The sequence below is a fragment of the uncultured Umboniibacter sp. genome (assembly GCF_947497555.1).
Classification (GTDB): domain Bacteria; phylum Pseudomonadota; class Gammaproteobacteria; order Pseudomonadales; family DSM-25080; genus Umboniibacter.
Genome location: NZ_CANMGY010000004.1, coordinates 177,354 through 196,932, shown reverse-complemented (window position 1 = coordinate 196,932; position 19,579 = coordinate 177,354). Strand labels below are relative to the sequence as shown.

19 protein-coding genes are annotated in these 19,579 nt (G+C 48.4%); 6 read left to right on the top strand and 13 right to left on the bottom strand.

The annotated features are described in order from the left end of the window. Window positions 1–12 precede the first annotated feature (12 nt). The 7 genes from folK to dksA all read right to left on the bottom strand — a co-directional run bounded on the left by folK (window position 13) and on the right by dksA (window position 7,897). Window positions 13–501: a 2-amino-4-hydroxy-6-hydroxymethyldihydropteridine diphosphokinase gene (folK, locus tag Q0698_RS06995; protein ID WP_298635114.1), complete on the bottom strand. Its 489-nt coding sequence runs from the start codon at window positions 499–501 to the stop codon at window positions 13–15. Between the two features lie 4 nt (window positions 502–505). Continuing rightward, a complete protein-coding gene (gene pcnB, locus Q0698_RS06990) occupies window positions 506–1,822 on the bottom strand; it encodes a polynucleotide adenylyltransferase PcnB (RefSeq protein ID WP_298635112.1) in 1,317 nt (438 codons plus the stop codon). An 88-nt stretch (window positions 1,823–1,910) separates the two neighbouring features. Further along, a complete protein-coding gene (locus Q0698_RS06985) occupies window positions 1,911–3,311 on the bottom strand; it encodes a sigma-54 dependent transcriptional regulator (RefSeq protein ID WP_298635110.1) in 1,401 nt (466 codons plus the stop codon). Between the two features lie 100 nt (window positions 3,312–3,411). After that, window positions 3,412–6,339 carry an ATP-binding protein gene (locus Q0698_RS06980; RefSeq protein ID WP_298635108.1) on the bottom strand — a complete coding sequence of 976 codons (2,928 nt, stop codon included), beginning with the start codon at window positions 6,337–6,339 and terminating at the stop codon, window positions 3,412–3,414. Continuing rightward, a complete protein-coding gene (locus tag Q0698_RS06975) occupies window positions 6,329–6,496 on the bottom strand; it encodes a hypothetical protein (RefSeq protein WP_298635106.1) in 168 nt (55 codons plus the stop codon). The genes Q0698_RS06980 and Q0698_RS06975 overlap by 11 nt, the downstream gene beginning before the upstream one ends. A gap of 91 nt (window positions 6,497–6,587) precedes the next feature. Further along, on the bottom strand, window positions 6,588–7,427 hold the full coding sequence (gene gluQRS, locus Q0698_RS06970; protein ID WP_298635104.1) for a tRNA glutamyl-Q(34) synthetase GluQRS: 840 nt from the start codon (window positions 7,425–7,427) through the stop codon (window positions 6,588–6,590). A gap of 41 nt (window positions 7,428–7,468) precedes the next feature. Then, the gene (gene dksA, locus Q0698_RS06965; RefSeq protein WP_298635102.1) at window positions 7,469–7,897 is read right to left on the bottom strand and encodes an RNA polymerase-binding protein DksA; all 429 of its coding nucleotides are present in this window, start codon (window positions 7,895–7,897) and stop codon (window positions 7,469–7,471) included. Between the two features lie 241 nt (window positions 7,898–8,138). On the opposite strand from dksA, the gene sfsA reads away from it, so the two are divergent. After that, the gene (gene sfsA, locus Q0698_RS06960) at window positions 8,139–8,879 is read left to right on the top strand and encodes a DNA/RNA nuclease SfsA (RefSeq protein WP_298635100.1); all 741 of its coding nucleotides are present in this window, start codon (window positions 8,139–8,141) and stop codon (window positions 8,877–8,879) included. Between the two features lie 82 nt (window positions 8,880–8,961). Here the strand turns inward: sfsA and Q0698_RS06955 are convergent, their stop codons facing one another. From Q0698_RS06955 to Q0698_RS06940, 4 genes are all read right to left on the bottom strand, one after another. Next, window positions 8,962–9,324 (bottom strand): Rieske (2Fe-2S) protein, encoded by a 363-nt coding sequence (locus Q0698_RS06955; protein ID WP_298635099.1) that lies wholly within the window; start codon window positions 9,322–9,324, stop codon window positions 8,962–8,964. 186 nt (window positions 9,325–9,510) lie between these two features. Continuing rightward, on the bottom strand, window positions 9,511–10,497 hold the full coding sequence (locus tag Q0698_RS06950; protein WP_298635097.1) for a methyltransferase: 987 nt from the start codon (window positions 10,495–10,497) through the stop codon (window positions 9,511–9,513). Then, window positions 10,494–11,195: a pseudouridine synthase gene (locus Q0698_RS06945; protein WP_298635095.1), complete on the bottom strand. Its 702-nt coding sequence runs from the start codon at window positions 11,193–11,195 to the stop codon at window positions 10,494–10,496. The genes Q0698_RS06950 and Q0698_RS06945 overlap by 4 nt, the downstream gene beginning before the upstream one ends. Beyond that, window positions 11,179–11,658, bottom strand: a complete 480-nt coding sequence (locus tag Q0698_RS06940; protein WP_298635093.1) for a peptidylprolyl isomerase — start codon at window positions 11,656–11,658, stop codon at window positions 11,179–11,181. The genes Q0698_RS06945 and Q0698_RS06940 overlap by 17 nt, the downstream gene beginning before the upstream one ends. Before the next feature lie 89 nt (window positions 11,659–11,747). On the opposite strand from Q0698_RS06940, the gene Q0698_RS06935 reads away from it, so the two are divergent. Next, complete coding sequence (locus Q0698_RS06935) at window positions 11,748–13,142, top strand: M28 family peptidase (protein ID WP_298635091.1); 1,395 nt, start codon at window positions 11,748–11,750, stop codon at window positions 13,140–13,142. 121 nt (window positions 13,143–13,263) lie between these two features. Further along, the gene (locus Q0698_RS06930) at window positions 13,264–13,884 is read left to right on the top strand and encodes a phosphoadenosine phosphosulfate reductase family protein (protein WP_298635089.1); all 621 of its coding nucleotides are present in this window, start codon (window positions 13,264–13,266) and stop codon (window positions 13,882–13,884) included. A gap of 21 nt (window positions 13,885–13,905) precedes the next feature. On the opposite strand, the gene Q0698_RS06925 is transcribed toward Q0698_RS06930, so the two are convergent. Next, the gene (locus Q0698_RS06925; RefSeq protein WP_298635087.1) at window positions 13,906–16,266 is read right to left on the bottom strand and encodes a penicillin acylase family protein; all 2,361 of its coding nucleotides are present in this window, start codon (window positions 16,264–16,266) and stop codon (window positions 13,906–13,908) included. A gap of 222 nt (window positions 16,267–16,488) precedes the next feature. Between Q0698_RS06925 and Q0698_RS06920 the strand changes: the two genes are divergently transcribed. Both Q0698_RS06920 and Q0698_RS06915 read left to right on the top strand, forming a co-directional pair. Continuing rightward, window positions 16,489–16,977: a hypothetical protein gene (locus Q0698_RS06920; RefSeq protein WP_298635085.1), complete on the top strand. Its 489-nt coding sequence runs from the start codon at window positions 16,489–16,491 to the stop codon at window positions 16,975–16,977. 74 nt (window positions 16,978–17,051) lie between these two features. Next, the gene (locus tag Q0698_RS06915; RefSeq protein ID WP_298635083.1) at window positions 17,052–17,921 is read left to right on the top strand and encodes a DMT family transporter; all 870 of its coding nucleotides are present in this window, start codon (window positions 17,052–17,054) and stop codon (window positions 17,919–17,921) included. Between the two features lie 120 nt (window positions 17,922–18,041). Here Q0698_RS06915 and Q0698_RS06910 read toward each other — a convergent pair whose 3' ends face one another. Beyond that, window positions 18,042–18,896, bottom strand: a complete 855-nt coding sequence (locus Q0698_RS06910) for a DUF3014 domain-containing protein (protein ID WP_298635081.1) — start codon at window positions 18,894–18,896, stop codon at window positions 18,042–18,044. A gap of 188 nt (window positions 18,897–19,084) precedes the next feature. Between Q0698_RS06910 and Q0698_RS06905 the strand changes: the two genes are divergently transcribed. Further along, window positions 19,085–19,576, top strand: a complete 492-nt coding sequence (locus Q0698_RS06905) for a GNAT family N-acetyltransferase (protein ID WP_298635079.1) — start codon at window positions 19,085–19,087, stop codon at window positions 19,574–19,576. Window positions 19,577–19,579 lie beyond the last annotated feature (3 nt).

Below are 19,579 nucleotides of genomic sequence, written 5' to 3'. Positions count from 1 at the left end.
GTCCCCAAACGATTAGTCGATAGGGTTATCTTGCCACAAGCAAAGCTGGTCGTCAGTTAATTCTGCTGCTATATCCGCGACTTTTTTGTCGTCGAGTATCAAATCACCAGCGATATCGGCCCAAGGCTGCATCACGAACGGACGCTCAGTACAGCGGGGGTGGGGTACGATAAGCCTTTCGGTTGATAGGTGTTGATTGTCAAAGAATAGAATGTCGAGATCCAGTGTTCTTGAACCCCAACGAATAATCCGTTCTCGGCCATGATCAAGCTCAAGCGCTTGTAGTAGATCCAATAGCTCATGGCCAGAAAGAGCGGTATCTAGCTCGATAACACCGTTGAGGTAATCACTTTGCTGCCCTGGCCCGACTGCCTTGGAGCGGTACCAAGGCGAAACTGCCATCACGTCCACAGAATCCGAATTCCGCAATGCATCAATAGCCGATTCAACCAGTGACACCTGATCTCCGAGATTACTGCCGAAGCTTATGAACGCCTGCATGCGATTAACTCTTCGGTTTCGGCTTTCCCGGGCGCTTACGGCGTCTAGGTCGTTTAGCTGCTGGAACTTTGCTGACTAAGCTAGCGCGCTCATCAGCGTCCATCTGCTGATACTTGGTCCACCAGTAACCCAGTCCGTCGCAATCTTCACCTGCGGCTTCGCGGATTAATAGGAAATCGTATGCGGCTCGGAAACGGCTTTGCTCAACAAGCTTTTGAGCACGACTTCCACTACGGTTAGGGAGGCGCCATTGAAGTTCCCAGATCTCGCGGATTTGTGCGGAAAAGCGCTTTGGTACAGCAGTGATACGAATCTGCTGCGAAAAAACAGCATTCGCTGCTTCGCGGATCGTATCGAAAATCGCCATTCCCTTAGCGGCTTTTACTCGCTCATTGAAGTCTGGCCATAGCAACGCTGCGTATAGAAATGCCGGCGTAACGGGGCGTTCGGCTCTAATCCGCTTATCGGTACTCAGCATGGTCTGTTCAAGAAACTCACGATAAATCGGATCTTCCAAGTACTGAGCCGTATTGGGAAATAGGATCTCAAAGAGATGATAGTGGTGTAATAGGTTGAGCGTTGCGAGAGCCTGACCCGACATGAAGAGTTTATTCACTTCGTCGAAGAGCCTTGCCGGTGCAATATCGGCTAGCAAGTGACGACAATCGAAAATAGCGGCTGCCGTCGACTTTTCGATTTCAAAGCCAAGTTTGGCGGCGAAACGCACCGCACGTAGCATTCGAACGGGATCTTCACGATAGCGAGTCTCGGGATCGCCAATCATTCGAACAATACGATTATCTAGGTCATTAACACCACCCGTAAAGTCGAAAACACTAAAGTCTTCAGTGGTGTAGTAAAGTGCGTTAATGGTGAAGTCACGACGAATTGCATCATCTTCGATATCACCGAAAACGTTGTCACGAAGTAATAAACCCGAATCAGACTGTTTAGAGGTGGATTGGTCGCCGTCTGAGTGATGTCCTCGGAAGGTAGTCACCTCAATAATCTCGGGGCCAAAGCGGACGTGTACAATTCGGAAGCGACGGCCGATGATTCGTGAGTTTCGAAACAATCTCCGAACCTCTTCTGGAGTGGCATCGGTTGCAATGTCAAAGTCTTTTGGTCGCTTGCCCAACAACAGATCGCGCACACCACCACCGACCAAATAGGCAGCGTAATTTGCGCCGTGAAGGCGGCTCATTACCTTTAGCGCATTTCGACTAATGTGCTTGCGAGAAATGATGTGTTCGTCACGGGAATAGACAACCGGCTCGTGCGGTTTAGAGGGGCGGACCTTGTTTAACAACCAATTTAACATAGATGTAGATTTTGACTCGTTACAATAATGGGCAGGAGTCTACCACAGTTTCGTCTCAGAGGAACAAAATGCGCAAAAACTGATCGTTTTAGCTGACTGGCTGAACAGACGAACGCTTCCTTGGAATCCCCAGTCGTTGACGACGCTCCCATAAACACTTACGAGATACGCCTAGGCGCCGGGCGAGTTCTGTCTCAGACATCGCATCTTGGTTTTCCAAGACGAAGCGTTGAAAGTACTCTTCTAGATCTTCGCCAGCTTCTGCAGAATCAACAAGTTGGCTTGGCGCCTTACTCGGGCTGGTTGAATTGACACTTATCTCACTGATGACCTCGGGGCTTTGTTCGGCCTCGATACCTAGATCTTCGATTTCTATGGCGTTACCCGGTTCCGACAGGATGACACCGCGTTGCACCGCGTTTTCTAGCTCACGGACGTTACCCGGCCACGGATACTGAGCAATGGCTTGCTCGGCGGTAACGGAAAACCGGGTGGCTGGGCGATCGAATTTTTCCAGATAGCGAGTTAATAGGCTATTTGCGATCTCGAGCTTATCGCCACCGCGATCACGAAGGGCAGGAATGACTAACTGAATAACGTTGAGGCGATAGTAAAGATCTTCGCGGAACTCCCCATTTTCGACTAAACGTTTCAGGTTTCTGTGGGTTGCCGCAACGATGCGAACATCAACCAATTTAGGTTGAACCGAGCCAATGGCACGAACTTCGCCCTCTTGAAGTACCCTTAGAAGCCTGGCTTGGGCTGCTAAAGGCAGTTCGCCGATTTCGTCCAGAAATAGGGTTCCTTGGTGTGCAGCGGAGACCAATCCTGAACGAGCTGAATCGGCACCGGTAAACGCGCCTTTCTCATGGCCGAATAGCTCAGCCTCAATTAAGGTGTCAGGGATCGCAGCACAGTTAACCGAAACTAAGGCGTTACCAGCACGGTTTGAATTTTGATGGATAGCCTGGGCAATAAGTTCTTTACCGGTTCCGGTCTCGCCATTTACCAGCACAGTGGCATCGGTGGCAGCTACCTTGTAAATCATCTTGAAGAGCTTTTTCATCGGTGCTGATTGACCAATGAGCTTACTAATCGGGGACTGCGTGGCGCTTGAATTGCTATCTTTGGCTGTTTTAGACTTTTCCCTGCAGTTCTTAGCTACGCTAGACAGGAGATCCTGGTTGCTGAATGGCTTGGCGATGTAGTCGGCAGCTCCAGCTTTTAAAGCGTCGACGGCCGTCTTCATGCTGGCATAGCTCGTCATGATAAGCACAGGTGTTTCCGATGCCAATGGGATGAGTTCGGTACCTTCACCCCCCGGCATACGGAGATCACTTAAGATGAGGTCATATTGATGTAATTCGCCTTTGCTAAGCGCATCGGCAACGGAGGTTGCTTCGGAAACCTGATAGTTTGCCTTTAATAAAAGGCGTTTTATTGAGCCGCGAATGATAGCTTCATCTTCAACAACTAAGATGTGGGGCATACAACTTCCGTCCGTAGACTATTTTCTGGACACTGAGTTTGCCAACTAACGTTACCGCATGCAAGAAAAAAGTGTTACCGGTAACGCTTAGTATTGATGGTTAGTCAGTTTCTTTGGCTGCGAGCGGCAGTGAAATCGTGAATTCCGTTCCCTGGGTTTGATTAGCCTTTGGAGAAGCTACGTCAATTTCGCCACCGTGTTGGCGAATAATATTGTAGACAATTGCTAAACCGAGCCCGGTACCTTGGCCAACTTCTTTGGTCGTAAAAAAGGGGTCAAACAGTTTTTTGATATGTTTCGCGTCAATCCCATGGCCATCGTCCTGGATCTGTAGGAAGCACCACTGGCCGCGACGTCGTGCGCTAATATTGATGTCGGCACCTTCATCGGACGCATCGCGAGCGTTACCTAGGAGATTAACGAAGACCTGAGTGAGCCGAGTAGGATCGCCCATGACTTCGATAGATTCAGCTAAGTTATTGATATAGTTAACCGATTTGCGGTGATGTTGAAGTGCTAACAGCGCAATGGCATCGTTGATACAACGATTGATATCAATACGAATTGAGAGATCGCTGGAATCGGCGGGATGGGAAAAATTCACCATCGACTGAACGATATTACTGATACGACCTGTTTGCACCTGTATTTGCGCAGCAATCTCCGCCGCATCTTCGCCACTAACACCTTCCTCTAACTCCTGAGCTAAGCAGGTAATACCGGTGACCGGGTTGCCTATTTCGTGGGCGACACCAGCGGCCAGACGGCCAATGGAGGAGAGACGCTCCTTGTGCAGCAATTGCTCTTGTAGCTGTTCGATTTCTGTTCGGTCTTCAACCAAGAGAATTCGACTATCCCCCTCTTTGAAATTGCGATCGCGTCGCGCCTTAGAGAGATCTAAGAAGCGGCGTTTGCCATCCACCATAAGCTTGAGACGTTGGAAATTGTTGCCGCTCGAGACGAAGGTGTGAAGAGCACTTCCCCAGGGTTCGGGAAGCGACGTCATTGCGGTGCCGGTAGCTCGTTCAGGGCTGATGTGCGTGATGTTCTCCAAGGTTTTATTCCAGAGCATAATCTCGAAATCGGTGGTAAAGGTAGCTACCCCAATAGGCATTTGCTCCAGGGTATTACGGTGATGCCGACGCAGGCGATCTAGCTCTGCGGCCATACCGGGTAGGGCACTTCTGCTCTCAGACAGGCGTTGCTCCAACTGCACCAGATCCACTGGGTCATCCGCGACCACTTCGCGCATGGGTAGGCTATCATCCACAACCTCTTTAGCAATTGATGGACCCATTAAGCCGGAGAGATTGGCTTCAATTTGATCTCGAGTTTTGCGCAGCTCTGAAGGTCGTCGCTCGTTTAAGCTAAGGGATTGTTGTTTGAGGGCGCGACGGACTTCTGCCATCGCAACAGGCTTACCTAGCGCCGGTGAGAGCGCCTCAATCATTGCCTGAGGCGTCAGTGCGACGAGGCGCTCCCGCGAAGGCACGGAGATATCATTCAACCCGCAGAGTTTAGCGGCAGCGAGTTCTTCCTCGGTCTGTTGGGTGATGTTATGTAAGACCACCATGACAACGACATTCAAACCAAAGGAGGCGAGTAGGGTAGTTTGCCATTCGCCCGGGCCAAAACCGACTTGAACACCCAATACATCAAGGTGCACTTCCGGATAGCCTAATACCAATGGAACCACCATGAATAGGAACCATGATATACCTCCACTGAGTAATCCTGCGCTAATAGCGCGCCCACGCGCTTCCGGCCACAGGACTAGCGCACAGAGAGCCGGTGTTAGTTGAAGTGTGCCCATGAAGGCGGTGAAGGCTAAGTCGGTGAGGCTCGCGTCGGCTACGAGGTAGCAAAATAGTAGCGAAGCTGCTGCTAGGATCACCACCAAATAACGTTGCCAACGTGCCAGCCATTGGTAGAGGCTGGTCCGAGAAGGCATCCCAGTTGATGGCAGTATCAGGTGGTTAAGTGTCATGCTAGTAATGGTGAGTAGCACCACCACCATGGTGCCGGTCGCCGCCGACAGTCCACCAAAGAGAATAATAATTAATAACCAGGGGTTTTCTAATGCCAATGCAATGCCTAACGCAGCGTAATCGGTATTTGCCAGTGGAGCATCGAGACTATTCGCCGCCCAGATAATTGGAAATAGCGGGAGCGCCATTAACATTAGGTACATCGGTATCAGCCAGCTACCCATCCGTAAGGTCTTTAGCTGAAGTTTCCGCCCGTTGTTATAGTTAAAGGCGTGGGGAACCAAAATACTGCCCGAGAGAAAAATGAGCACCAGCCACGGTGAATTATTTTGTCCGCGGACCTGATAGAGAATTTGCGTTTGATCTGGATTCGCAGCCAACCAAAGGTTAAGGTCATCAATGCCATTAAACACCATGAAGGTGGCAACAATTCCGACGGCTAAAATACCCACCAATTTCAGAATAGATTCAGCGGCCAGCGCCACCACTAAGCCATTTAAGTTAAGGCGTCCTGAGCCAAATACTAGGGTGAAGACGGTGGTCACAATGACAAACAGTGTCGCGTGCGTCCAGTTGAGACTCACTACCTCAATGTCGGTGACTTTAAGGACTTGCCAAGCTTCTGCTACCGCTTTGATTTGCAGTGCTAGCAAAGGTAACGCTGAGACGAGGAGAATTAGCGTGACCGATACGCCTAACTTAGCTGAAGGAAACCGGAATACCATCAGATCTGCAAAGGAATTGAGCTGGAATTGATTCGCTATTCTACTCATTGGGATGAGTAAAAAGGGAGCGAATAACAACATAGCACCAGCGCCCAGATAATAGGCTAGGGCACCGTAACCGTAGTTTTGTGCAAGTGATATGATTCCATAGTATCCCCAGGCAGAAATAAAAGTACCCTGCGCTAAGGTATGAATCAGAGGGCTACGGCTGATCTTAACGGGAATGATGTTCTTTTCAGACAGCGTGGCTAAGCCAAACAGTGAAAGTAGGTATAACAGCGCGTAAAGGCCGACAATCCAGGGTTCAAGAGTCACGACTAATTCTCCCTGACATGATCGAAAGAATTAGCGCGGATAATCCCCACACAATGAACGGACGATACCAAGAGCCGTTTGGGTCGGCCAACCAGGTATAGACATACGGCGATAGTAAGTAACCCAAAATTAAAATAAAAAGTACCGTGCGGTTCATGATGATTTCCTTTGACTTCCCGCATTTAGCCGTAATCTCTTAGCTGTGTCTAGTGGCAGAAAGTCGCGAATATGATGAATAGTGTTCTAGATCAGATAGCTTTAGGCACCGCATTGCGATCCCACGAGTCAATTGCTTGCCGAAGTATGGCGTCAACACTGCCTGTGGCTTCGGCGGCCGCTTGCCCTAAATGATGTAATGCTGATCGCAGTTGTTGCTCGCGATTATCAGTAGTGAGAGGCTTTGCGTGATTTTGTTTTGATAATTTATTACCGTCAGGGTTTGTGGCAATTGGAATATGTCCAAAGCTTGGCGTAGGAGCATCAAAGTGAGCGAAAAGCGCCAATTGACTTCCGGCTGCCGGCAAAAGGTCTGCGCCCCGAATTACATGAGTTATCCCCATTGAAATATCGTCTAATACGGTAGCGAGCGGGTAGGCAATGAGTCCATCACGACGGCGCAGGCAAAGTTCTGGAGAGTCCGCGGCATTGACGCTTTGCATGCCAAGGAACATATCGTTCCAGTGATACTCACCTTGTACTCCCATTCTCAGCGCGCAGGCTTCATGGGGCGCTGGGGGATGTGCTCGACAGTAGCCCTGTTCGAATCCACCTTGGCTTTGCAGTGTTTTTCGATTACAGCTACAGCGGTAGGCGCTACCATCCTTGAGGAGCTTCTGAACGCAGTCCTCGTAGTGACGTAGTTGCTGGCTCTGCCAGAAAATATCGCTATCCCAGTGAAGCTCGAATTGCTGCAGTTGCTGTTGAATCTCATCAGCGCTACCGGGAACACAACGAGGCGGATCGATGTCGTCAATTCGGAGTAACCAGGAGCCACCATTGGCGCGGCAGTCCAGAAACGAGGCGAGTGCACAGCACAGAGAACCGAAATGAAGTGGTCCTGATGGAGTGGGGGCGAATCTACCAATCATAGAAAAAGGAAAGCCGAAGCAAGGCTTCGGCTTTTCATGATTTAGGCCATTTGGCGTTCTTTGATTTCATCGAGTGTTTTGCAGTCGATGCACAACGTTGCAGTAGGACGAGCTTCAAGTCGGCGAATACCAATATCAACCCCACAGGTTTCGCAGTATCCGTAGTCATCGGCTTCAATTAAATCGAGTGTTGATTCAATTTTTTTAATGAGCTTACGTTCGCGATCACGGGTACGCAGCTCTAGACTGAATTCTTCTTCCTGAGTCGCTCTATCCGCAGGATCAGGAAAGTTGGACGCTTCATCACGCATATGCGAAACGGTGCGATCAACTTCTTCCATGAGTTCTTTCTTCCAGGCTTGTAGCAACGCAGTGAAATGATCACGCTGCTTGATATTCATGTACTCTTCGCCCTTCTTCTCTTTATACGGAGCGATGCCATGAAGTGAAAAACTGGCTTGGTTTGCCATTGTCACAACCCTCATTGAAAAACAACTAAATATCGAAATTTCCTAACCTCGAAAACGTCTGAATTTTTCGAGGCAGCGGAAAATAGCAAAAAAAAATGTTTTTAGCTAGTAAAAAATGGGTAGTTCCCAAAAGAATTATACGGGATGACCACTATTTTTAGGTTAACCTGAAGCGTACCTTCTAAAGGTGTCACTATGCAAACTCAAAATCACCATCGTCAACTGATAAATGGATCTCATTGTGCCCCATCACCCACGTCAATATTTAATTAGCCTCTCTCTAACGCCAGCGATCTTGATTCGGCGTTATAAACGATTTCTAGCTGACGTCGAATTATCGGGTGAAGTTATCACAGTCTACTGTCCTAATACCGGTGCAATGACTGGTTGTGGGGAGCAGGGCGATGTCGTTTGGCTCAGTATTAGTGATAAGCCCGGGCGAAAGTACCGATACACCTGGGAACTGACCGAAACGCAAGCGGGACATTGGATCTGTGTTCACCCGCAGCGAGCGAATGAATTTTTAGCTCAGGCACTAGCGCGCCGTCTAGTAGGAGCGTTTTCGCCTTATCCGAGTGTCCTTGCGGAGCAAAAGTATGGCGAGGAGGGAAGTCGCATCGATTTTCTGTTGCAGGCAAACTCGCTGCCTAGTGTCTATGTTGAGGTGAAAAGTTGCACGCTGCTATTAAACGGTGAGGGTGCCTTCCCCGATGCGAAGTCGGTCAGGGCGCACAAGCATCTTCGTGAATTAATTCGCTTGGCTCAGGGCCAAATTCCCACCTATTTGGTGTATCTGGTTCTGCACTCGGGTATTCATGCGGTTAGGCCAGCCAGCGAAATAGATCCGCACTATGCGGCGCTTTCGGTGGATGCGGTGGCAGCGGGACTTCGGGTGTTGGTGTTACGCGCGGGGATAGATCAAAATGGACTTTATTGGCTTGGGGATGCTCAAACCCAAGCTCAAGCACTCGGCGAGTCATGAATAAGGATTGACGAATTTGAGCCCAAGTTATATCAGCTGGTTGGAATAATCGATTTTAGTGACCCTAACACGATGGCCTAGGTTAGTTGCTTGAAGAATGGTTCCGATGATCATCGAGATATAGCGTGATTTCGGTAGTTGAATAAGTCACCGTGATCGCTGTTAATTTGTCCGACGGGCACGGCCCGCTAATACATGCACCGTGTGGAAGCTCGAATATCGCCCCGTGATGTTGGCACTGAAGATGATAGCGATCGAAGTCTATTGGAGTTTCGTGGCTGAAGAGCGCTTTATTTCGATGTGGACAGCGATTTTCAAAGGCCGTAAATAAATTACCTTGGCGAATTAAGATAATATCTTTGCCGGCTACCGTGATAAGGCTTAAGCCAGGTTTTATCGCTGTCTGTGGAACTGTCTTCTTAGTGAATTTACGGTCGTCAGTCATTAAGTGATTCACCTTAGTCTGTGCGGAAATACACTGATAGCCTAGCGACAAGAGCTTCAGTAGACTAGGTCGCAATTGCTATCTGGGTTACTACATGTTTCGTGAATTATTAATTCAAGCTGTACCATTACTTGCCGCGATTGTTTTTGCAGGAATTGGCTTTTATTTTATTGGCTACTAACGAACTTACCACTTTGGTGCCCGCAGCCGCCAAATGTCAAAGCCATCTCTGCGCTCAATATGATCGCGCTGGCTAAAAGTTTTCTGAGCTAACTGGCTTACCCCTACAAACTGATTAACCACCCACCAAACGGTACCCTCCGGTTTGGCTAACCTTGCACATTGATTAATAAATTTTTCGGTTAACTGTGTTTGATGGTCGAAACCCTGATGAAAGGGAGGATTGCAGAGGATATGATCAAATTGATTGGCCGCTAGCGACTCTCCACAATCGTCCGCAATAATGTTGACTTGTTCGGTCCAAGGCGCCAAATTCTTTGCCGCAACAATTATCGCTGCAGCATTATTATCGGTGGCGGTTAAGGTGTCGATGTTTTGCTGGAGCGCCGCGCGGGACAGAAAGCCCCAGCCGCAACCTAAGTCCAACACAGAGCCATTTAATTGCTCGTTAATAACGTCAACAAGAATTTCAGAGCCACGATCCACTTTGTCCCATCCAAAGAGCCCTGGCTTAGACCAGAACGACTGGGTTTTTGTGGTTACTTCTCTTAGCTGTTGATAATCATTGTCATCAATACCTGTTGTTGCTTTCACTTTGGTAATAATGGCTAGTCGATAACCGCTGTGGATAGTCGTCTCGATCTCTGTTCCGAATAATAGCTTAGCTTGCTTTAACGCGGTCTTAATACCTTCTTTGTTACCCCCCGCAATGATCAGCTGCCCGTCAATACGTAGCAGTTCCGCAGCGAGGTTAAGGCAGCGATAAACCACCGCGCGTTCTTTACTGAGCCGATAGACAATGCGTGAAAATTGTTCCTCGGTTCGGTTCTCGAAATCGGAAAAACTAATGGATTTGGGCGCATTCGCTCGAAAGCGGTTGGTGATACAAAGCCGAGGAACTTTGCAGTCCTCTAGCGTCCAATGCTCATCGGCTATCAATACGGTATCGCCCGTAATGAAAGGTGTTAATAATTCGATGGCTGGGTCTGTCATGCTAGCGCCACAATCTCCGCGACTGTTAATTCTCGCCATTCCCCCTCGGCGATGTCGAGTTGAAGGGAGCCGACACTAAGCCTATGTAAATCGGTGACCCGGTTTTCGCAGGCGGCAATCATTCTCCGAACTTGATGGTAGCGTCCTTCGCTAATTGTCATCATGAGTTGATTTTCTCCTAATTGCTCGACGGCTGTTGCACACGCTGGTTTGGGGCTATCCCTTAAGACAACGCCGTGGAGAAGTCGTTCAATCGTTGCGGCAGAAATCGGCCATTTGGCGGTCACCTTATAGCACTTTTCGCAGGCGTACTTTGGGTGCGTAACGCGATGGCTCCACTGACCATCATCGCTAAGTAATACTAATCCCGTAGTGTCCTTATCTAGCCTGCCCACGGGATGTAACTGTTGAAAGTGAGTTGGCAGCAGGTCAACGACAGTTTGGTGGCAACCGTCCCTGGTTGCGCAAATGACGCCTAACGGCTTGTTTAGCATGATGTAGCTGAAGCCTCTGACGACAATTTCAGCCCCATCAAGCGAAACAACATCCTCTTGAGAAATCTTCTGGCTGGCACTCACTGCAAGTTTGCCATTTACCTTAATTCGCTTGGCTTTAACGGCAAACTTTACGTCACTTCGAGATAAGGGTGAATGTTGACCCACCCAACGATCTAAGCGGATGTTAAGCTTCGTCTTCAATCGCCTGTCCAATTTCTAACTCAACATCCGTGGCTTCGCGCAATGCCAAGATATTGATAGTGAAATTTAGCTCCAAGCCTGCCAACTCATGATTTCCATCCACCGTAATAGAATCGCCATCAATATGAGTGACCTTCACCGAAACCTCTTCACCATCTTCGGTTGTGGCGTTGAATTTATCTCCAACTGCCAGGCTGTCAATTTGGAATGCGTCACGCGGGGCATTCTGAACGAGCTCGTCAACATATTCGCCATAAGCTTTCGCTGCAGGAATGTCGAGCGTCATCGAGTCACCTACGGACTTTCCGAGAAGCGCATCCTCAATTCCTTCGATAACATTGTCCGCGCCCATGAGGACGTGAAGAGGTTCGCCGCGTGTAATACTACTATCGAGCTCCTGCCCAGTAGCGGTTCGAGCCACGAAATCAAAGGTAACTACCGAGCGAGCGTGAATTTTATCCATTTGCTGACCTCTTAAACACAATGTTTTGCCGTTAATAACTTTATACGTTAGCCTGATAACGTCGATTTTTACATTATAAAGGAAACAACATGAAACTACTTCCACTCCTGTGCCTTTCAGCACTAATGGTTGGTTGCGGTAGCGATCAAACTACGCCGAACTCTGCGGCCGGAGCGTTGACCGATGAGCAACTCAGAATGGCGGCTGAACTCCGTGACGAAGCTTTGGTCAGCAACGTCGCTTGGGATGTCGTAGAAGACCTTACTACAGAGGTGGGAGCGCGAATGCCGGGTACGCCATCTGACGCTAAGGGTGTTGAATGGATGGAACAGCGTTTCCGCGACTTGGGTTTTGATAAAGTCACCTTAGAGCCTGTTGAATACCCACTTTGGGAACGTCATCATGAAGTCGCCAACGTTGTAGCGCCATTTGAGCAGCCACTGGCGATTACAGCGCTAGGCGGTAGTGTTGGCACCGATGGCGCTTTAGTTGCCCCAGTGGTGTATTTCGCAACCATTGATGAGCTTCAAGAAGCTGCCGATGAAGAGGTTGAGGGAAAAATTGTCTTTATCAATAAACGCATGGAAAAGACGATTGACGGCAGTGGCTATGGACCAGTAGTTGCTGGACGCAGCGGCGGTGCTAAAGTGGCCGGCGCCAAGGGTGCGGTAGCCGTGTTAATTCGAAGTGTCGGCACCGATAGTGACCGCTTCGCCCATACCGGAATGATGCGCTATGACGATGACATACCGAAGATTCCTGCGGCGGCACTGTCTAATCCTGATGCGGATCAAGTGGAACGTTTGCTTCAGCGAGGAGCCTTAACGGTATCTATGGACATTTCAGCCGGTTTCACTGGGACCTACACGGGTCATAATGTGATTGCTGAAGTAACAGGATCTCGCTGGCCTGACGAAATTATCGTGATCGGTGGCCACCTAGATTCATGGGACTTGGGTACGGGTGCTCTAGACGATGGTGCGGGAGTAGCGGTGACTACTGCGGCGGCTCATCGCCTATTGGCAGATGACGCACGACCGGGGCGTACAATTAGAGTAGTAGCCTTTGCCAACGAAGAGCAGGGTCTAATTGGCGCGTATCAGTACGCGGCGGCACATGAGGATGAAATCGAGCAACACTTCCTTGGCTCTGAATCAGACTTCGGTGCAGGTCGGGTATGGCGTTATGATACCAATGTGAGTGATGCACTTCTCCCGTCATTTGAGCAGATTTTTCCAATTTTAGAGCCTTTGGGAATAGAGCGTGGTGGACTAACTTCTGGCGGTGGTCCTGATATCATCCCGTTGCAGCAGCTCGGAGTTCCAGTCGTTCGTTTGAGCCAAGACGGTACCGACTACTTTGACTACCATCATACGGCCAATGATACCCTCGATAAAATCGATCCTGAAGCGCTCAATCAGAACGTTGCGGCCTGGATTACCTTGGTCTATTTAGCGTCACACATACCGGCTGAGGCGGACTAAACTGCTGCTGTCAACGAAGGCTTATAACAAAAGGTTACAGTAGTAGCTCAAGATTGTATTTATAAGGTTATAAGCTTTCGTTTATTGTTACTACCATAGATGATTGGTAGAGACAGTAAAAATGGACTTAGCAGCGATTAATAAAACCCTACGACATGAATCTCCTGCGGTAATTATCCGCTGGGCGATGAGTGTCAGTAAGCGGCCAATCGCGACTACGAGCTTCGGCAAAACCTCTTCCGTGCTTATTCATGCCTTGCAAAGCGAGCTTCCAAAGCTGCCTTTGATTTGGGTGGACCACGGCTACAACGTGAAGCACACGTATCAGTATGTTGAAGAAATAATCAAACGATTCAATCCCAATCTGCAAGTTTATACGCCTCGAGTTACAACCGAGCGACGACTTGCCGTAACGGGTGGTGTGCCCATTCCTGAAGATAGCGAGGCTTTTTCTCGCTTCACCCACGAGGTAAAACTCGAGCCCTTCCAGCGAGCGATTGATGAGTATCAGCCTGATATTTGGTTGGCTGGAATTAGTCAATATGAGACGAATTACCGTAAAACACTTGATATTGTCTCGATTGATCACCGTGGTCTAATACGAGTGGCGCCTTTCTTTTATTGGCATCAACGTGACATTGAAGCGTACATCCAACGTCACAATTTGCCTTCACCCAAGCACTATTTCGATCCAACCAAACTCAGCGATAGCGCTGAGTGCGGTCTTCACAAAGTCAGTTAATTTCACTAATACCCTCGAGGACTATTCGGGGGTAATCATCAATTGATACTCATTACCGCTGTTGAGTATTGGCAGCGCATCGCCAGTCGCCCATGCACGATGGCCAATTCGATAGAAGGGGGAGAATGGATTCCCTGATTGTCCGCCTGGCATGTTATAGAGCCCCTGACTCTCCATACTTGGCGTAACCACAATGCGTTCTGACGCTCCCAAACTTCCGTATTGGACTAGGGGCATGTTGGTGGCTCCATTCAAAGGTATGTCTTCCATATCCAGAAAACCTCTTAGAATATCCGGCAACGCTGACGAAAGCGGGTGCGCGATAGTCACCCCATTAACGTTACGCCACTGAGCACGCTCCGTTAAGTTACCATTTTCATCTAACCAGGATTGGCTAACCTCATCGAAGATTGCCAGCTCATAGTCCTTCCACGATGACATCCCAGAAGGTAAAAAATGGGCGGGTTGATCTTGAACTAACTGCCAAACCGTGTCTTCACCACGACTTATTCGGGCAGCCTCTCGCTCGCTTAGATTTGCGTTGTACTCCGAGTTCAGCCATTGACCAATGCGCTGATAGACATCGGAAATCAGTGCCGTCCTAAACTCTGCCACCAAAGACATTCCCATTTCTGAGGCTTCAGCTCTTCCGTTCCATTTCGCTAACGCTTCGAGGGCGGATTGGTGCCGAGTTTCAGGTGATTCTGCTAGTCGCGAAGCGAGATGCTCTGCCCAGCGTTGGTAAAACAGCGCGCGATCATCATAGGCAATCGCAAATAAATCGAATTCATCGGCATTTTCCAAGCTACTCAAATTATCTCGAATTTGCATGGATCGCGCCCCAAGATCATAGGCATCTGAGCCAATTTTCTGCAGCATCTCGCCACTTACCACTTTGGCATTCGCGGTCCAAATTTGCCCGCTTTCTGGGTTGATGACGGCTGGGTAGTCGGTGACTTCAAGTTGCTCACCCCAGCTGATATCCGCTACCTGCCACGCAATCGGTAAGCCATAGTCAATCGCTATGCGCTGCGGAATATAGCCGCCGATCGTCCAGCCGATACTCCCATTGCTGTCGGCCATAGCACAGTTTTGCGGTGGAATGCCGGCCTGATTACAGACGATTTTGGCTTCATCTACGTTGGTAGCATGTTCCATTTCAAGCAGGTTTAAATTCACCGCTTTAGATTCATGCGCCAGCCAGCGCGTAGCATAGAGAACTTCGTCTTCGGTATTTAAGATTGGCCCCCAACGGGTGAGCTGAATATCCTGCTCAACAGCGGTGCCATCGGCCAAGCGAATTTTCTCAGTTTGAATTTCAATAGCTTCCCAGCCACTGTTGGTTCGGTAGGCTGATTTGTCTTCATTGAGTTCAAGTTTAATGAGGTCACTCCAATCACCATAGGAGTTGGTAAATCCCCAGGCCACCAAGCTATTCGATCCAGCCACGATTAATGGCGCACCAGGAAGGCTTACACCGACCATTGGTACAGCGTTACCGGCTTGGAAACTGACCCGATACCAGGTATTGGGTACTTGGATACCTAAGTGCATATCGTTAGCTAGAATGGCTTTGCCCGTTGAGGTTCTGTTACCAGCAATGGCCCAATTATTACTGCCAATAGCGCTAAACTGCTCCACGTTAATGGTTTGTTCGGCAATATCGGTGTTAACGGATAAATCAATAATTTCTGCAGAAGGCGTAGCTGGAAATTGATAATCATAATCGCTTAACGGTGCTTCCCATTGAGAAAAAATAGGCGCAATGAAGGCATGCAATTCACTAGGAGCCGAGGAGTAAAATTTATCACGGATACGGTCAAATGAGGCTTCTTCATCATTGAGTTGAACCCACATCGAAAAACTCACTAGGAAGCTATCTTCGTTTAACCAAGGTTGTGGCGCCTGCCCTAATAACCAATATTCAGGTGGACGGATACTCAGTTCGCTCAGCCCCTGATTAACGCCCTGAGTGTAGGCATCGGCTATGCGTAAATGGTGACTTGGTAGTGCCGCCACCGCGGCACGAGCCTTTTCTCTGAGTAAATGAGAGCGATAGCGCTTATCACGGTTGATTGCCATCTCGCCAACCAGTTCGCTTAGCTCGCCAGCTGATGCCCGTCGCAATAAATCCATCTGGAAAAATCGTTCTTGAGCATGAAGATATCCCATCGCGAAAGCGATATCCTGTCGCGACTCCCCTTCGATATGCGGGACACCATAGCTATCGCGGCTAATAGTTACCGGGGCGCTGATATAATTTGAGTTAACCGTGCCAGTTAACTTTGCTGTGGATAACTGACCGAGGATAAATAGTGAAGCAGTTGCCAGTAATATAACTAGCGCTATGGGGAGTAGGATACGTAGTAGTATTTTTATCATAATTGAGGAGGTACCATATATTCACATTGACGCCTTTATATCTATAACAGAGGGTAGGCTAGCCAACTGGGTTATTATGGATATAATTAAACCACATGCTTCAGCCATAAACGAGGACTACAACCTTGCTAATACGAATTAGCAATGTTTATCGGCTACGTAGCGCAGAAAGCATTGCGAAGCATCAATTTCAATAATTCTCATCTGACAAAGGGGGCCTTAATGGGCTTACTCAACATTGATATTGATAAAGAAATTCAAGCGCATAAGAAGCAACTCGAGAAGCTCGAAGCTCTAAAACAAGCCCAAGCAGATAAATTGAAGGGCATCGAAGAGTTTAGTAAGGTGATGCTGCAACTGGCTACCAAGTATGGTTTGTCCGAAGTTGATTTGCTCAGCGCCAAGGGCGATCGATTCTTGAGCGTGATTAAGGCGGCAAGTAAACAAAAGAACCCTCCGAAGTACGTGGCTAAGTTGGCGGCTTTTTTTGCCGATAATCCGCAGTTGAAAGTAGGGGCGTCTAAATCGCCGTCTAAGGTTAAAAAAGCGGCTAAGAAAAAGCGTGTCAGTGACGAACCTAAGGTACCGGTTGGGCGTTATAAAAACCCTCACACCGGCGAAGTGATTGAGAAGCTAAAGCGGGCGCCAAAAACATTGAAAGACTGGTCCAAGCAATATGGCGATGACATGCTGCTAAGTTGGAAAATTTAACGCTCATTGTTAGTAATGACCTTTAAATAGAACGGAGCGCAATACGCTCCGTTTTTTATTAATACGAGATTGCGATGCACCGATCAATTTTATATGGCCTGCTAGCAGTATTGCTTTGGTCTACCGTTGCAACGGCCTTTAAGTTGGCACTCAAAGATTTTTCAGTGATTCAGTTACTGGCGTTATCGGTGAGTATTTCTGCGGTCGTACTATGGGTCGTAGTCTTAGCTTCTTCGTCTAGAGCAAATATTCGACCTACCTTCAGAAAGCGCTTTAAGTTACTGGCACTGGCAGGCCTGCTAAATCCTGCGACGTATTACCTAGTGCTCTTTGAAGCTTATGATCGCCTTCCTGCACAGATTGCCCAACCGGTGAATTACACTTGGGCTATCGCGTTCTCATGGCTAGCGGTTCCGTTTTTAAAAAAGCCACTTCGACGGGTAGATAAAATAGCGAGTGTCTTGGGTTATTTGGGAGTGGTTGTGATTGCCCTACAAGGGAAGTCTCCGGCCGACTTTGATATTGATCTGTTAGGTTTGTCCCTTGCGCTTTTTAGTACACTCCTCTGGGCAGGATATTGGCTACTTGCAACAAGGATTAGCGGCGATGCGGTAGTCAATCTAGCGATAAGCTTCAGCGTTGCCGTCCCATTAGTTTGGTCTATGGTGCTCTATTCTGGAGAGGTGTGGCCACAGAACCCATCTTACCTAAGCGTGATCTGGGTAGGCCTATTCGAAATGAGTATCACCTTTTTGTTATGGCAAAAGGCGCTTTCGAGTGCGGTGAATGTCTCTAAGGTGGCCAACTTAATTTTCTTGTCACCTTTTATTTCTCTGATATTGATCGGGGTAATTTTGGGTGAGCAACTTCACTTAACAACGTTCGCAGGCTTAGCGTTAATTCTCGTAGCAGTAATCTGGCAGCAACGCAGCAAAACAACCTAGTTCTATACCCGCTGCAATAACGGTGATGACACTCAAATTGTATTAGCGTGTCAGCGGTTGGTTACATTACATAGCAAAATTAAGCTCAGTGATCTACGGTAGTGAAAAGCGCTTTTCTAGCTAGAGTGGGTTGGCATCCATAGCCTCAATGATTAGCTGAACTTTAGCCTTAAGCCTATTCGCATTAGCCGGCCCCATTCTTATCATAAGCTTATCCACATCGGATAAATTCTCTAAACGAGGATCGGCGAATTTGTAGTAGACCGATGGTCTTACGAGTTCGATATTACCTGCAACCTCCGGTGCATCGACGATACGCTCCAGCGCTGTTCGAAGGGCTTGGTCAAAACTCGTCTGTACGCCTAATTCAGCATAAGCCTCCTCAAGACGAGGCGACCAGAAATGGTAGAGTTCGATAGCGGTATCTTCGTCCACATATTCAATGGCGCTGATGACGGTATCGTAGCGAGCAAAGTTATTCGAAGATAGCTCGATGCGTCCAGGTTGATTCTCGGTTAAAAATGCGCCATCGATTACCTTATTAGTGATAGGGCGATTCTTGAACATGAGCTCGCCGCGCGAAAGCGCATCCACCATGGCTACCATCTTACGGAGGATCTGAGTAGGTATCAGCCAGTCAATGACGGGGTGGGCCGGGCCAAGTTGGGCAATACTCAGGGCGAAGGGTTCGTCACTCTGATTTATTGGGACAGGTTGCGGCTTGGTTGCAATTACTTCGGCTTCGATAAGGTCTTCCGGTAACGTGCTCTCTGGCTCAGCGCTGACTTCAGGCTGAGCTGGCGTTTCGATGGGAGGCAGGTCCGCTGCTAATGTGGGCGGCTTGTCAACTTCGGTTGATTCAATCGGCGCAGGTTTATCCTCGTTGAGGACGAATAATGTTATTGCTGCAATCGCTACGACGCCGATAGTAAAGATAAGAAGCGGCTTTTTATTGGTGACGCTTTGCTCGGTCATAAGATGCCTTGTTGTTGGGGCTACAGTTCTTTAAAGTGTAAGTTGGCTAATGCTATCGTAATATAAGCATTAATGCATAGTTTCACGGTATTTTAGATAATGTTGCGGAGATTTATTGAGAAATCGCCGAACGTTTTTTCATCTCAGGTCACTCAGGCGACCCTGAGAATTTTCGGAGTTCTGTCAGTATGACAATCGAAAGCACCAGAAATTCCATGAGTATTCGTCGTGCAACTCAAGATGATGTTCAGTCCTTGGTCCATTTTAACCAACAGATGGCTTGGGAAACAGAGCAAAAAAAACTTGATACAGCGGTGCTGAACGAAGGCGTGTCGGCCGTCGTGAATTACGATGATAGGGGCTTCTATTTAGTTGCCGAAGCTCACAACCAGGTTATCGCCTCGTTGATGGTGACGTTTGAGTGGAGCGATTGGCGTAACGGTTTCTTTTGGTGGGTTCAAAGTGTTTATGTACTCCCAGAATTTCGGCGCCAAGGGTTGTACCAACAACTTTATGCCACGGTGCAGGAGTTGGGCGCTAACGCTGGGGCCATTGGATTTAGGTTGTACGTAGAAAAAGAGAACCAAGTTGCACAAAAAACGTATCAGAGTCTGGGCATGACAGTGTGTGACTATGATATGTATGAAGCGATGGCGGCTGGTTCATCGGCACAAAAATAATAT